The organism is Planctomycetota bacterium, assembly GCA_035574235.1.
Classification (GTDB): Bacteria; Planctomycetota; MHYJ01; order MHYJ01; family JACPRB01; genus DATLZA01.
The window spans coordinates 1-14,066 of record DATLZA010000084.1; the positions used below are offsets into that span (position 1 = coordinate 1).

At 71.2% G+C, this 14,066-nt stretch carries 15 protein-coding genes; 4 read left to right on the plus strand and 11 right to left on the minus strand.

Annotated features, from left to right (window positions below; genetic code table 11):
• A partial coding sequence (locus VNO22_07275; protein ID HXG61155.1) for a hypothetical protein occupies positions 1–373 on the minus strand: 373 nt, incomplete at its 3' end.
• 70 nt (positions 374–443) lie between these two features.
• Here VNO22_07275 and VNO22_07280 point away from each other — a divergent pair.
• Genes VNO22_07280 through VNO22_07290 form a run of 3 tightly spaced genes read left to right on the plus strand, consistent with a single transcriptional unit; the run spans position 444 to position 2,668 of the window.
• Positions 444–1,652, plus strand: coding sequence for a pyridoxal phosphate-dependent aminotransferase (locus VNO22_07280; GenBank protein ID HXG61156.1), 1,209 nt, complete (start codon positions 444–446; stop codon positions 1,650–1,652).
• A 35-nt stretch (positions 1,653–1,687) separates the two neighbouring features.
• On the plus strand, positions 1,688–2,443 hold the full coding sequence (gene recO, locus VNO22_07285; protein HXG61157.1) for a DNA repair protein RecO: 756 nt from the start codon (positions 1,688–1,690) through the stop codon (positions 2,441–2,443).
• 57 nt (positions 2,444–2,500) lie between these two features.
• Entirely contained in the window at positions 2,501–2,668 is a 168-nt protein-coding gene (locus VNO22_07290) for a YHS domain-containing protein (GenBank protein ID HXG61158.1), read from the plus strand.
• Here VNO22_07290 and VNO22_07295 read toward each other — a convergent pair.
• The 3 genes from VNO22_07295 to VNO22_07305 are packed head-to-tail and all read right to left on the minus strand — an operon-like array spanning position 2,665 to position 4,728.
• Complete coding sequence (locus VNO22_07295; GenBank protein HXG61159.1) at positions 2,665–3,078, minus strand: TraR/DksA C4-type zinc finger protein; 414 nt, start codon at positions 3,076–3,078, stop codon at positions 2,665–2,667. The two genes, VNO22_07290 and VNO22_07295, sit on opposite strands and share 4 nt — an antisense overlap.
• A 40-nt stretch (positions 3,079–3,118) precedes the next feature.
• Positions 3,119–3,700 carry a pyridoxamine 5'-phosphate oxidase gene (gene pdxH, locus VNO22_07300; protein HXG61160.1) on the minus strand — a complete coding sequence of 194 codons (582 nt, stop codon included), beginning with the start codon at positions 3,698–3,700 and terminating at the stop codon, positions 3,119–3,121.
• 32 nt (positions 3,701–3,732) lie between these two features.
• Positions 3,733–4,728 carry a ThuA domain-containing protein gene (locus tag VNO22_07305; protein HXG61161.1) on the minus strand — a complete coding sequence of 332 codons (996 nt, stop codon included), beginning with the start codon at positions 4,726–4,728 and terminating at the stop codon, positions 3,733–3,735.
• A gap of 66 nt (positions 4,729–4,794) precedes the next feature.
• Here VNO22_07305 and VNO22_07310 point away from each other — a divergent pair, with 66 nt between their 5' ends.
• Entirely contained in the window at positions 4,795–5,751 is a 957-nt protein-coding gene (locus VNO22_07310; protein HXG61162.1) for a metal-dependent hydrolase, read from the plus strand.
• Here the strand turns inward: VNO22_07310 and VNO22_07315 are convergent.
• The 7 genes from VNO22_07315 to VNO22_07345 form a co-directional block, all read right to left on the minus strand.
• Positions 5,723–7,072 carry a glycoside hydrolase family 18 protein gene (locus VNO22_07315; GenBank protein ID HXG61163.1) on the minus strand — a complete coding sequence of 450 codons (1,350 nt, stop codon included), beginning with the start codon at positions 7,070–7,072 and terminating at the stop codon, positions 5,723–5,725. The genes VNO22_07310 and VNO22_07315 overlap by 29 nt on opposite strands.
• 18 nt (positions 7,073–7,090) lie before the next feature.
• Positions 7,091–8,887, minus strand: coding sequence for a FecR domain-containing protein (locus VNO22_07320; protein HXG61164.1), 1,797 nt, complete (start codon positions 8,885–8,887; stop codon positions 7,091–7,093).
• Positions 8,868–9,401: a sigma-70 family RNA polymerase sigma factor gene (locus VNO22_07325; GenBank protein HXG61165.1), complete on the minus strand. Its 534-nt coding sequence runs from the start codon at positions 9,399–9,401 to the stop codon at positions 8,868–8,870. The genes VNO22_07320 and VNO22_07325 overlap by 20 nt, the downstream gene beginning before the upstream one ends.
• A 66-nt stretch (positions 9,402–9,467) precedes the next feature.
• Positions 9,468–10,139, minus strand: coding sequence for a hypothetical protein (locus tag VNO22_07330; GenBank protein HXG61166.1), 672 nt, complete (start codon positions 10,137–10,139; stop codon positions 9,468–9,470).
• Between the two features lie 3 nt (positions 10,140–10,142).
• Positions 10,143–11,144 (minus strand): C39 family peptidase, encoded by a 1,002-nt coding sequence (locus tag VNO22_07335; protein ID HXG61167.1) that lies wholly within the window; start codon positions 11,142–11,144, stop codon positions 10,143–10,145.
• A gap of 96 nt (positions 11,145–11,240) precedes the next feature.
• A complete protein-coding gene (locus VNO22_07340) occupies positions 11,241–11,789 on the minus strand; it encodes a hypothetical protein (protein HXG61168.1) in 549 nt (182 codons plus the stop codon).
• Between the two features lie 16 nt (positions 11,790–11,805).
• On the minus strand, positions 11,806–14,066 hold a 2,261-nt coding region (locus VNO22_07345), incomplete at its 5' end, for a hypothetical protein (GenBank protein HXG61169.1).

Genomic DNA, 14,066 nt, shown 5'->3' on the forward strand with positions numbered 1-14,066 from the left:
GGCGGGCGCGAGCCGCTTCCGACTGCCCGACGACCGCCACGCCGCCGTCCACCTCCACGTCGGCCAGGAGCGCCGCCGTCCCGGACAACCGCGCCAGGAACACCCATTCGCGTCCGCGATCCACGTAGATCGCCGCGGGACCGGCGATGCGGGACTCCCACGCGCGCCAGCGCTCCAGCCCCTCCCGCGCTTCCGGAAACCGCTCGGCCAGCCAGGCCGGCGCGCGGCCGTCGGGGAATTCCAGGTAGAAGAGAACGTCGTCCGGGACGAGCGCCGCCAGGGGCCTCGGCGGCGAGGGGGCCAGAAGAAGCGCCCCGGCGGCGATCGCGGCGGCCGCGGCCGCCCCCGCCAGGATCGCCCGCCGCCCTTTCACGGGCGCGATTCTATCCCCCCGGGGTTTTGCTTGCAAACCCGGGGGCGCGTCCCTAGACTACACGCCCGCCATGACCGCCCTTCGCAAGCCGCTTCTGTCCCGGCGCGCCTCCGAGGTCGAGGAATCGGTCACCCTCGCGATGACCGAGAAGGCCAACCAGATGCGCGCGCAGGGAATCGATGTGATCTCGTTCTCCGCCGGAGAGCCCGACTTCGACACGCCGGAGCACATCAAGAAGGCCGCCATCGACGCGCTGGCCAAGGGGTACACGAAATACACCGCCGCCACGGGCCTCCCCGCGCTCCGCAAGGCGATCGCCGCCAAATTCCTGCGGGACAACGGCCTCTCGTACGACCCGGCCCAGATCGTCGTCTCCTGCGGGGCCAAGCATTCGATCTACAACGTCCTTCAGGCCGTGCTCGAGGAGGGGGACGAGGCGATCATCCCGGCCCCCTACTGGGTGAGCTATCCCGCGATGGTCAAGTGCGCCGGGGCCGCCCCGGTGATCGTCCCGACGGCCGAGGCGGAGGGCTTTAAGCTCCGCCCGGAGCGTCTTCGCGAGGCGATCACGTCGAGGACCAAGCTTCTCATCCTGTGCAGCCCCTCCAACCCGACCGGCGCGGTCTACACGGCGGAGGAGCTCCGGGCGCTGGCGGAGGTGGCGATCGAGAAGGATCTTCTGGTTCTCTCCGACGAGATCTACGAGAAGCTCTGCTACGGCGTGCCCTTCGCCTCGATCGCCGCGGCGCGGCCGGAGATGAAGGACCGGACCGTCGTCATCAACGGAGCGTCCAAGGCGTACTCGATGACCGGCTGGCGGATCGGCTATGCGGCCGGCCCGCGCGAAATCATGGCCGCCGTCGGGCGTATGCAGAGCCAGTCCACGTCGAACGCCACGTCGATCGCCCAGTACGCGGCGCTGGCGGCTCTCGAAGGCGACCAGTCCTGCGTCGAGGCCATGCGCCGCGAGTACGCGCGGCGGAGGGACTTCATCGTCTCCCGGCTGCGGGCGATTCCGGGGCTCACCTGCGCGGAGCCGCACGGCGCGTTCTACGTCTTCCCGCGCGTGGCGGCGCTTTACGGAAAGCGCGGCGACGGCCGGCCGCTTTCGGGGTCGGTGGCCTTCGCCGAGGCGCTCCTCGAGAAGGCCCATGTGGCGACCGTTCCGGGCTCCGGCTTCGGCAACGACGAGCACATCCGGCTCTCCTACGCGACGTCGATGGAGAAAATCCAGGCGGGCCTGGACCGGCTGGAGAAGTTCGTCCGGTCCCTGGCGTAGCCCTTCCGCGGCGTCTCTGATAGAATTCCGCTTCCATGCCGTTCGCGCGCACGCCGGCGGTTTGCCTGTACCGCATCGACTACAGCGAGACGAGCCAGGTGGTGCGCTTCTTCACGCCCGCCCACGGCCGCGTTTCGTGCATCGCCAAGGGAGCCAAGCGCCGCAAGGGGCCTTTTCCGGCGCCCTTCGAGCCGCTTTCGATCTACGATCTCATCCGCATCGAGAAGCGTCCCGGCACGCTCGACGTCGTGACCCAGGCGGAGCGGGTGCGCTCGTTCGCGGCGCTGCGGGCGGACTTCGGCCGGTTCTCGGCGGCGTGCTACGGGCTGGAGTTCGTGCAGGAATTCGCGCCGGAGGGCCAGGCGGTTCCGGGACTTTTCGAGCGCCTGGTGGAGCTTCTCGAGCGGCTGGAGGCGGGGGTTCCGGTTCCGGACGCGCTTTTCTCGTTCGAGGCGCGCGCGCTGGGGCTTCTGGGCTATGGGCCGCGGGCGCGCGAATGCGGCGCGTGCCGCCGCCCCGTGCGTCCGCCGGAGGCGTGGTTCTCCCCGGCCGACGGGGGGGCGCTCTGCGCCGCCTGTCCGCCGCGCGCCGAGCGGGGGTTCGCCGTGCGGTGGGCGGCGCTGGAATCGATCGGCCGCTTCGCCGCCGGGGAGATGCCCCGCGAGCCCATGCGCCGCGCGCTCGTCCTGGAGATCCGCCGCGTCCTGGACGCCTGGGTGCGGCAATATCTGGAGCGCGAGCTCAAGAGCGTCCGGTTCGTCCGCGACACGGTCGCCGCCGGCTGCCTCTGACCCGGCCGCCGGAGTAACGCCGCGGTTTCGCCGAGGCTCCACAGGGGAGAGCCTCCCATGGACGAAGATCCCTCCAAGGTCAAGGATCCGGTCTGCGGACGGACGATCCCCCGGGAGACGCGCTGGACGGAGTGGTACCGCACGACGGAATACCGCTTCTGCTCCGAGCGGTGCCGCGACGCCTTCCGCGCCCGGCCGACGGACTACCTCCCGCAGACGGGCTAAGCCGCTTCCTCCTTCGCCTGGCAATCCCGGCAGAGCGCGGCGAAGGGCAGCGCCTGGAGGCGCTCTTTCGAGATGGGACGGCCGCAGTTCTCGCACATCCCGTAGGTGCCCTCTTCGATCCGCTCGAGCGCCCGGTCGATCGCGGCGATCGTGTCGCGGTCGCGCTCGGCGAACCCCAGGTCGGTCTGCTGCTCGTAGGTTTCCGTGCCCAGGTCCGCCAGATGCATGGGCAGCGACGAAATCTCGCCCCGCTCGGCGGGATTGTCCTGGGCCGCGCGGCCGCTCAGGCGCTCCAGGCGCTCGCGGAGCTTCGTGCGGCGCTCGATGAGCGCCGCGCGGAAGGCGTCCATCTCCTCGCGGCTGAAGGGAGCCCGCGGGTCTTTCTTTCGGCGTTCGGAATCGGTCCTCATCCCCTCTTGGAGTCCGTTCGGCGGATCCGCGTTACGCGGTTCACGGATAAAGAAGCTCCCGCCGCCAGGCGGATTCCCGCCGCCGGGTGAAGCGCTCGCGGGAATGGAGGCGAAAGCGGCCGCGGACCCAGAATTCGATCGCCTCGGGAACGACGACGTAGCCCCTCCAGTAGGAAGGCCGGGGGACGGCCCGGCCGCGGTACCGACGCCGCAGCGCCCGCCAGGCGGCCAGGAGCGCCGCGCGGCTCGAGAGGGGCGCGCTCTGGAGCGACGCCCACGCCCCGAGCCGGCTCTCCCGCGGGCGGGTGACCCAGTAGGCGTCCGCTTCGCCGTCCGGGAGCGGGCGCACGGGGCCCTCCACGCGGACTTGCCTTCCGAGGTCGTGCCAGTAGAAGGCTAGGGCCGCCCGGGGATTTTCGGCCAGCTCCCTCCCTTTGCGGCTGCGGGCGTCGGTGAAAAAGACGAACCCGCGTTCGTCGGCTCCCTTGAGGAGAACGAACCGGACCGAGGGCCTGCCGCGGCGGTCGGCCGTGGCCAGAGCGCACGCGTCGTGCTGGGGAATTCCGGCGCGCTCGGCGTCGCGGTACCAGCGCCGGAAACGCTCCAGAGGGTCCTCGGCCATCGCGGGGACTCTACCCGGCCGGCGGGCCGGCGTCAATCGAGCCGGTGATCGGCCGGGGTGACGCCCTTCTTGAATCCGTCGAAGCGGAAGGGACTCGGGGTGTACGTCCCCACGAAGTCCACGTTCGCGCGCTCCGGGATGCGGTCCTCCAGGCCCACCGCCCAGAGGCAGGCGTTGACCAGGAGTCGCCGGTATCCCTCGCTCTCGAAGTCCTGCGACGAGCCCATCGTGGTCGTGAAGACCCGCGCGGGCTTCCCCGAGGCTCCCGTGTAGGTGCGCGTCCAGGCGATCGGCATCATGGGATTGTTCTTGGGGCCTTCGACGGGCTTGTCCGTGGGTTTCATCCCCGCCAGGACCTGCCCGAGGACGATCGGCGCGCTGTCGCCCGGGAGCGGAAGCCGGACGCCGTAGACGTCGGTGGGCCCCCAGATGTCCTCGCAGCCGCGCAGGATCGGGTGGCCCTCCCGGCCGGGCGCGGGCACCCCGCGCGTGCTTTCCCGGCCGTGGGCGCCGTGATGGTTGATCCATGTCTCGCCCAGGACCACGCGGCCGAACCCGCCCTCGAATCCCGGCGTCTTGGAACGCCAGCTCCACCGCGCGTACGGGTGGCCTTCCTTGAAGTCGAAGGCGTGCGTGGCGGTCCGGATCCCCAGGATGGGCCGGCCGGAGGCCAGGTAGTCCTCGATGAACTTCATCTGATCGGGCGGCAGGTTCCGGAAGCGGATGAAGAGGACCAGGAGATCCGCCTCCTTCAGGGCTTCCAGGCCCGGAATGTTGTTATTCACCTTGGGGTCGATTTCGCCCGTGGCGGGGTGGACCGCGAAAAGCACCGTGCACGAGAATCCGTGGCGGCGGGCGAGGATCTTCCCAAGCTGCGGCATCATCTCCTCGGACCGGTATTCCTCGTCGCCGCTGACGAGGACCACGCGCTTTCCTTTCCCCGGGCCGTCGCCTCCGGCATAGACGACCCACGGGTCCTGAACCGCGGCCAGGAGTGCCGCGGCGGCGAACGACGCGATCATGATCATTCGGGAGCCTCCCTCAGGTCCAGATACGATACGACCGGCGCGGCGGTTCTGCTACATTGACCCGACGTGGACAACGTGGCGCATACCCTGATCGGTGTGGGCATGGCCCGCGCGGGGCTGGCCGAGCGGTACGGCCGGGGAACGACGCTCCTTCTGGCGGTGGCTTCCAACGTCCCGGATGTGGACATCTTCTGGACGATGGGGGACGGCTGGAGCCGTTTCCTGGACCGCCGGACCCACAGCCATGCCGCGGTGGCCTGGCCGGCGCTGGCGGCGCTCCTGGCGGCCGCGTTCCGGCCCTTCTGCCCCCGCATCCCGTGGAGGGCGCTTTTCGGGATGTCGCTTCTGGGGATCGTGGGGCACGTCTTCTTCGATTACGTGAACTCGTTCGGAGTGGTCGTCTTCTGGCCCTTCTCGCGCGCGCGGCCGGAACTCGGGTGGATCTTCATCATCGACCTGGCGGTGTGGGGGATCCTCGCGGCGGCGATTCCCCTGGCGCGCCTCCGGCCTCCGCCGGAGCGGGTCTGGCGGTGCGCCCTGGCGGTTCTCGGCGTCTACGTGGTTCTCTGCGGCGCCGGGCGCGCGGCGGCCGAGGTCCAGGTGCGCCGGGAGCTCCTGCGGGAAGGCCTCCCGCCGGCCGAACTCCGGATTTTCCCCGAGCCTCTGGGGCCGCATCGGTTCCGCGCCGCCGCGCGGGTCGGGGACCGGTGGGAGGTATTCCTCGTCCGGGTCTTTTCCGGCCGCGTGGAACGCGCCGGGGCGGCGCCGACGGACGCGGGGGACCCGCGCGTCGAGGAGATCCGCGCCTCGCCGCTGGGGCGGCGGCTGGAGCATTTCATGGCCGCGCCGGTGTGGCGCCGGCGGCCGGATGGATCCGTCGAAGTGCGCGACCTGCGGTTCGAGCCGCTCGTCGTCCGGCGGCGAAACCCTTTCGTGGGAATCTTTCCGCCGCCGGGATCCGGTCCGCCGCGCGTGGAAAGCGCCGCCGGGGAGCTCATCGAAGCCCCTCGGAAATCGCCGTAAGGAGGCTTCCGGCGTCGTCGTCCCCGCTCAGCTCCCAGAACATGAGCCCCCCGAGTCCCTGCGCGCGGACGTATCCGGCCTTCTCGCGGAGCGCCTCCGGGTCGTCGTAGCTCCAGAAAATCCGGGTGCCCGGGTGGTAGATCCAGAAGGCCCGCGCTTCGGCGTGGCGGTAGCGCGTGTAGGACGCTTCGAGCGTCTTGAGAACTTTATAATCTTCGACCCCCGTCTCGTAGGTTCCGGGCGCGCCTCCGCCGGACGCCGTCTGGTAGAGCCCGTCGCCGCGCGGGCCCGGCGGGACGTCCCGCCAGCCCCTCCCGTAGAAAGGCACGCCGACGAGGAGCTTGGAGGCCGGCGCTCCCCGCGCGAGCCACTCCCGAACCGCCCGGTCGGTGTTGTATCCGAGCGCGGCGGAGGGGTTCGTGGAGGACGCGTAGAGGGGGGAGTGAAAGTTCGTCACCGACTCCCAGGCGCCGTGCATGTCGTAGGTCATCAGGTTGATGAAATCGAGATACGGGTGGATCCGGTCCACCTGGATCTTGGCGATCTTGTCGAGGCCGGCCGGCGCGGCGATGGTGAGGAGGTAGCGCCGCCCGTCGGCCGCCCCCTGAGCGTCGAGTTGCGCGCGGAACTCCGCCAGAAGGGCGGTGAAATTCTCCGTGTCGGCCTCCCGGTAGTTGTTCGTGGCCCCCGGCGCGGCGGGGTATTCCCAGTCGATGTCGATCCCGTCGAAAATCCCGGGGACCCGGACGCTCGAGCTGAAATTGCCCCTGATGAAGAGATCGATCGCCGAGGCGGCCAGCGCGCGGCGCGACTCGGCGGTGAGGGCGGCGTCCGAGAATCGGCCCGACCAGCTCCATCCTCCGATCGAGATGAGAATCTTGAGGTGCGGATGGAGGAGTTTCAGCTTGCGGAACTGGTTGAAACTCCCGCGCAGGACTCCGTTGTCCCAGGTGTCGGCCACGCCGTCGACGCTTCGGTCGGCGGAGTAGGCCATGTCGATATCCGCCCACGGGTCGCCGACGGCGCATTTGAGATCGGAGCCGATGTTGGCGAAGGCGAAGTTGATGTGGGTGAGCCGCGCGGCGGCGCCGCTCGTATGGATGTTCTTGACGAAGTAACTCCGGGCGTAGACCCCCCAGGACGGGAAGTACCCCACGACCCGGCGCCCTTCGGTGGCGGGGGGAGCGCTCGGTCCGGAATCCGCCGGCGCCCCGGGGCCGGATCCGCCGTTCGGCGCCGGATCGGAAGACGACGAAGACGATCCGGAGCAGCCCGAAAGCACGAGAAGGACGAAGAACCATCGATGCATCCCGCTCTTCATGGACAGGCCTCCTGAGAATCAGCGTCGCTGCGAAAGGGCGAACTCGAGGAACTCCGCGAAGATCCGGCCGTACGCCGCGGCCTCGGCGGGGTCGCGCCCGAACTCGGCCGGCAGGAAGAACGTGATGGCCGCGCGGGCGTTCTTCGGGGCCATGTAGCCCTCATCGCGGGCGTCGCGTTCGTCGTGAAAGAACGTCCGCCGCGCGCCGTTCCACTCGTAGGTCTCGTCCACGCCCTGGAATTGGAGCGGGAGCGCCCGGGCCGGGCGGTGGCGCTCCAGGAGGCGCGCCCAGAAGGCCTTCAGCCGCAGCGCGGCCGGGCGGTTCCATCCGGCAAGCGCGACCTCGCCGACATCGAGGGGTCCTCGGGCGTCCCGCAGGTAGTGGGTTCGGAACTGGACCCAGAGCGGAACGGGGTCGCGCGGCCGGAGTCCGGCGGCCGCGCGTCCCTGAGCCAGGTACTCCGCCAGCGCCGCGCGCGCCGCCTCCGTGGCCCGCTCGCCGGAAGCCACGCCGTCGGGGGTCACGTCCGCTTCCAGGCCGCGGTCGAGGTGGAACCAGCGGTCCGCTCCGGCGCGGCGATAGCCATAAGCCAGGACGAGCGCGGCGTCGAGGGTCTCCGCCGTGGCCCGGGCCACGCGGGCGGCGTCGGCTTCGCCGTCGGCGTACGGGACGGCGAGGACGAGCCCCGCGGCGCGGGGGTTGCTCCCGCGCTCGTGCTCGAAGGCGGGCCCGGCGGGCGGGGCGGGGGAAAGCGACGGCCGGCGGCGCCATGCGGAAAGGGCCGCGACGTCGACGGGCGAGGGGGCCGAAGGCCGATCGCCCGCGCGGACCGAAGCACGCTGGCCCGCCCGGAGATCCGTCCGGCCGCGGGCCGCGTCCAGGCGGACGAGGCCGGAAAGGACCGCCACCTGGAGGCGGCGTCCGTCGTCTTCCGCCTGAAAGGCCGCGGACGCGGCTTCGACGGCGCCGCGGCCGGAGCGAAGGCGCACGGGGGGAACCGGCCGGTCGGCCGCGGACTCCAGGAAGACGACGCCGGTTTCGAGAGAAAGCTCGATTCCGTCCGACTCCGCGCGGGCCAGGCGGATCCGGCTGGAGCGCTCCATCCAGAACGTCCATCCGCCCGGAACCGAGAACGACGCCCCGCGGCGGGGCCCCGTGGCGAGCTCGGCGCCGGGAGCAAGCTCGAGCGTTCCCTCCGCCCGGGGCGTTCGGTCGAGGAGCGTGCCTCGGATCTGAGAAAGGACGATGACCGGTGGAGCGCTCCGGGAGGGGGCGGCGGGGGGCGGCGGCGCCGGCGCCGGCGGTGGAGCGGGAGTCGGAGGAACAGGCTCCGCGCGCGGCGTGGGAGGAGGCGGCGGGGAGGGCTCGACGCGCGGCGGCTCGGGCGCCGGAGGAGGAGGGGGGAGGGGCTTCGGCTCGGAGGGGCCGGGCGGCGGAGGTTCGGGGATCGGCGGCTGTTCCGGAAGATCGACCGGCCGGGCGGCGGAGGAGGGGGCCGCGGGGCGGGACGGCTCGTTTTCACGCCGGAGTCCGTGGAGCGCGGCCAGGATGAGGCCCGCGGCGGCGAGGGACGCTCCGGCGGCGAGGAGAGGAACGGCGCGGGGTCGAACGGCGCGCCGGCGGGTTCGTGTCCTTGTCCGTCGCGCTCCTCGGCCGAGTTCCCGAAGCAGCGTTTCCTGGAAGGCGAGTTCGGCGAGGAGGCGGGCCGCCTCCGGATCGTTCCGGAGCAGCGCTTCGAGGGCCTCGTGCTCCTCGTCCCGGAGCGAGCCGTCGAGGTAGCGCAGAAGCAGGATTTCACGCTCCCGCGGGTCCATGTTCCGTTCCTCTCAGGCGGGCGCGGACGCATTCGGCCAGCCTCAGCCGGATGCGGTGAAGGGTGACGGCGACGGTGTTTTCGCTCTTGAGGAGCGCGGCCGCCACCTGAGGCACGGGCCGGTTCTTCCAGTAGCGGTGTTCGACGATGCTTTGCCAAAGACGGGGGAGGGCCTGGACGCAGCGCCGGAGGGCCTCGAGCCGCGCGGGGTCCTGAAGGGTCCCGGTCTCTTCGAATCCGCGGTCGAGCGCCTGGAGGGCCTCGGGAGAGAGGGGGCGGGGGGCGCGGGCGGTTCGTCGCAGCGCGGCCAGGGCCTCGCGGCGCGCCACTTCGCGGGCGAAAGCCCAGAAGTTGCCCGGGGGGCCCTCCTCGTCCAGGCGGCGCAGAAGGATGAGCGAGACTTCCTGGAAAAGGTCCTCCGCCAGGTGGGCGTCCCGGACGAGGGCGTAGAGATAGGCGTGGAGGGTTCGGCGATGAGCCAAAAGAAGCCGGGCGGTTTCTTCGCGGGCGCGCATCGTGGGCATCCTTCCCGGTAAAAGAGCGTCGCCCTTCTTCTGGATCTTAACAGGAAAAAGGCGGCGCTAGCGCGGCCGGGCGAGGCGCGCGGCGAGGGCGCGGACGGCGGGGTCCGGATCGACGTCCGCCCGCCGGGCGGCCAGGCGGTCGAGGTCCGGATCCGCCGGACGGCGCCCGGGCAGGCCTTTGAGGGCCAGGAGGGCGGGGCCGCGGAGGTCGCTTTGTTCGGCCAGCGCGAAGAGGCGGTCGCGCACGGGGCCGACGGTTTCCGCCTGCTGGAGGAAGAGCAGGGCGGCGCGGCGTCGGGCCGCGACGGACTCCGTTTCAGCGACGCGGGCGAAGCGATCCTGCCAGGCGGGCGCGTTGCGGCGCCGCGGGTCCGCAGCCAGGAGATTCTGGAGGAAGGACATCCACATGGGGTCGGGTTCCTGAAGGAAGGCCTGGAAGACCGCGTCTTCGAAGGAAGGCTCTTCCCGCAGGCGGGCCAGGAGGCGCTCCTCGAGCGCGGCGATCCGCTCGCGGTCTTCGCGGGTCCACGACCAGGAGGCCGAAGGCGAGGGGGGCGACCGGCGAGGAGCGGTTTCGGGGAGCGCCGAGGGAGCGGAGTTCGGAACGGGGACGACGGCGGGCGGCGCGGGTTTCATCGCGGTCGCGCCGCTCGGAGGGGAGGGGCGGATCCAGGCGAGCCCCAGGAGGGCCGCCAGCGCGAGGGCCGGGAAGAGGCGAGCGGGTTTCATGGCCTACAGCCTCGCGCCGATCAGGTTGAGGTACGCGTATTCGGCGTTGAAGAGTTCGGTTTCGGAGACCCAGCAATCCGGTCCCTGGAGGCTGTCGTGGATGAGGAAGCCTCCGGGAGTGAAGCCCTTGATCGGCGAGAAGTGGTAGGTGGCGGCGTAGTTCCAGTACGCCAGGTAAGACGTGTCCATCGCGGCCATCACCGGATAGTTGCCGCGCAGGTTGCGCCGCACCGTCTCCGCGGAGTATTCGGCGGCGGCGTAGGGGGTGCGCGCGAAGGCGGGCGCGGCTTCAATCAGGGCGGCGAAAGACGTTCCGTCCTGAGGATCGGTTCCCATCGCGGCGGCGAGTTCGTCCTGCGAGAAGACGTCCGAGGCGAGGTAAGCGGCGACCATCTGAAGCGTGGCCGGGCCGCAATAGCGGGGAGCGGTTTGCGTGAAGTGGATGAGCGGGAGGCTCAGCGATTCCGTATCCGCAAGCTCGGCCGGATCCGCCAGGGCCACGGGGCGCGTGTCCGAGAGGGGGATGTAGCCGATCCGGCCTCCCCAGTAGATGGCCGCCTGGGTCGGCGTGGAGAGCTCGGGGGCGGAAGCGTAGAGCTGGGCCAGATAGACGTGACCGATCGTCGCCTGGGCGTCGTCGCGGACGTCCAGGACAGGGGCGGTGATCTGGAGCGCCTCGGCGAGGGCGAAGGCGGGAGCATCGGCGTCGGAGACGTAGCCGTAGCCTCCGTCGTAGGCGATCTTCCACCAGGGGCCGCTCTTGTGCGTGGCGATGGAGACGTGGCCGGCGGGGAGGACGCCGATGATCCCGTATGTCTCCCTCGGCCCGCTCCGGACGGGCGCGGGCTGCCGGGCGCGCAGGGCCGCATGCGGGGCGACTCGAGCTTCGACGGCCCCGGCGACGGCGACCGGGGATGGGGCGCCGCTCCCTCCCCCTCCGCCTCCGCAACCGGCTGCGAGCGCGGCTCCGAGAGTCAGAAGGGTCAGGACGGCGTCGCGTTTCATGCGCCCCTGGAAGCGCAAAGGGCGTGCCAAAGGGCTCCGCCGGGGGAGGGGGCGGACGGGGCGACAGGATTGTCGGGTCGGAACGCGCCGGAGCCTTCAAAAGCGAATGAGAAGGCCGGCCTGTCCGAAGAGGATGCGGTCTCCGGCGTCCGCCAGGGCGGCCTGCGCGTCGAGGGAGAACCAGAGGTTTCCGGTCAGATGGGCCGCGGCCTGGAGGCCGGGGGCCAGAGCCCACCCGTCCTCGAGGCCGCTGACGTCTCCGTAGTATCCGTATTGAACTTCGAGGCGCGGCCGCAGGAGCCAGCCGTCGCGGTCGAAGATCGTCGCGTCCAGGCCGAGGCCGGCGAAGAGGATCGTTCCTTCCGGTTGGCGGGGTTCGGGATCGAGATCGCGTTCGACGGAGGCAAGCGTGATCTGGGCGGACGCGCCGAGGGTGTTTTCCTCGCCGGGGCCCAGGAGCGCCCGGGAGAGTCGGGCGAGGGGGGCGCGGGCGAGGAGTCCGGCGCAGAGACGCGGGTCGGATTCGAAGTCGTCGCTGAAGACGGCGAATCCCGCGCGGGGGTTGAGCTCGAGCCGGTCGAAATCGAGGAGGGGAGGATCGGCGGCGGGGGTTTCCTGAAGGGCCATGAGGAGGATGAAGATCATGTTTACCATACGCGGCTCACCGGCGGCGGAGGAGGGGGATGCTTCCGAGGGCGAAAGCCAGGAGCAGCGCGGCGGAGGGCAGGGAGGTCGGGGCGGCGGTCGAGGCGCTGCAATAGCCGGCTTTCTTGTCGTCGGCGGGGCGGGCGCCGCCTCCGCCGCCGGGGAGGATGCCGGGGGAGGCGCGTTCGACGCGGAAGTCGGGTTCGGTTTCGGGGTTGGCGCCGAACGGGATCCAGGGGGAGGGGCGTCCGCTCGAATCGAGGGTGCGGGCCTGCCAGTGATAGCCCTGAAGGTCGGGGAATCCGCCGAGGGAGACGGTCGCGCGGCCGGCGGAGGCCACGGGGTCGCTGGTGGCGGAGGGGGCGCCGGCGAAGGGAGTGCCGATCGGTTGAATTTCGATCTGGAGCCGGAGGGCGTCGCCTTCGAGGTCCTCGAGAGTGGCGGCGAAGACGGCGCCGGTCTGGTTGGTGGTGCCTCCGACGGGGATGGGGGTGATTCCGTTGAGGAGGTACTGGTTGGCCGCGAGGGGTTCGGAGGGCGCGGCGTTGGAGGAGCGCGTGAAGTCGGGATCCGAGGGTCCGAAGAATTCAGGGGGGGAGGCGGCGCCTGATGTGTCTTCCGCCCAAGCCTGCCAGCGGTAGGAAACGCCTTCCGAGAGCCCTTCCACGAGGGTTTGAGCCGGGGTTCCCGAGGGGACCCAGGCGCTGGAGGCGGTGGGGATGCCGGTGAAGGGGACTCCTTCCGGCTGGACTTCGACGCGCAGGCGGACCCGCTGACCGGGGTCGGCGCTGTTGACGGTGGCGCGCAGGAGGACGGCGGCTTCGTTCGTTGTGCCTCCGTGGGGGATGGCCGGACCGCCGGCGGCGCGCAGCTGGGCGAGATCGGAGACGGCAGGAGCCGCGTTGGTGGAGGTATCGACGGAGAAATCCGTGGCGCCGTCGGGGTTCGTTCCGATGGGGACCCAGGCGGAGGCGTTTCCGGCGGCATCGACGGCGCGGGCCTGTCCGTGATAGGAGCCGTCGGGAAGGCCGGCCAGGAGCACGGAGGCTTCGGCGCCGGAGGGGGCGGGGAGGCTCGAGGCGGTGGGGACGCCGGAGAGGGGGACGCCGATCGGACGGATTTCGATTTCGAGACGCCAGGGTCCGGATTCGGGATCGGAGGAGGTCGCCTTGATGAGGACTTGCGGTTCGGGGGTCGTGCCGCCGGAGGGGATGGCGGTGGTCGCGTCGCCGCGGAACACGCCGAGGCTCGAGGGGGCGGCGGGGCCAAGATCGACGCCGAGGACGACGCTGAAGTCGGGTTCGGTGTCGGCGTTCGCGCCGAAGGAGGCCCAGGGCGAGGCGGCGCCGGCCGTGTCGACGGCGCGGGCTTGCCAGTGGTAGTCGCCGTCGGCGAGGCCGGCGACGAGGATTTCGGCGGGAGATCCGGAGGGGACGGGGGAGCTGGAGGCGGTGGGGATGCCGGTGAAGGGTTGGCCCACGGGCTGGATTTCGATCTGGATCCTGAGGGTCTGGAGGGGATCGGAGTCGGACGGGACGGCGCGGAAGACGAGGGTGCCGTCGAAGTCGATGAATCCCACGGGTTCGGGGGCGCCGGTGGGAGTGGCGTGCTGGGAGAGGGGAGCGGGCGCGGAGGGGGGAGCGTTGGAAGAGGTATTCACGATGAAGTCGGCGTCGGTGACATCGGCGTTGGCCCCGAAGGGGACCCAGGGGGAGACGGCGCCGGCGGCGTCGGCGGCGCGGGCTTGCCAGAAGTAAAGACCGTCCGGGAGGTTGGGGACGGTAAGGCTGGTTTCGGAGCCGCCGGGGGCGTAAGGGCCGGTGGCGGTGGGGATGCCGGTAAAGGAGGCGCCGACCGGCTGGATTTCGACTTCCAGGCGGACGGGTCCGCCTTCAGGGTCGGAGAGGCGGGCTTTGAAGGCGACGGCGGGTTCGCGGGCGGTGCCGCCGACGGGGATGGGGAAGAGGCCGCCCGAGCGGAACTGGCCGAGGAAGGCGGGGGCGGCGGGAGCGGCGTTGGGCGAGGGGAGCGAGACGACGAAGTCGGGATCGGAGGGGTCGGCGTTGGCGCCGAAGGAGGACCAGGGCCCGGCGACGCCGAGGGCGTCGACGACGCGGGCTTGCCAGTGGTGGGGGCCGGCGGGGAGTTCGGTGACGGCGACCTGGAGGAAGCTTCCGGGAGGGGCGGGGTTGGATTCGGCGGTGGGGGTGCCGGTGAAGGGGGAGCCGGCGGGGCGGACTTCGACCTGGAGTCTGAGGGTTTGGAGGGAGTCGGGGT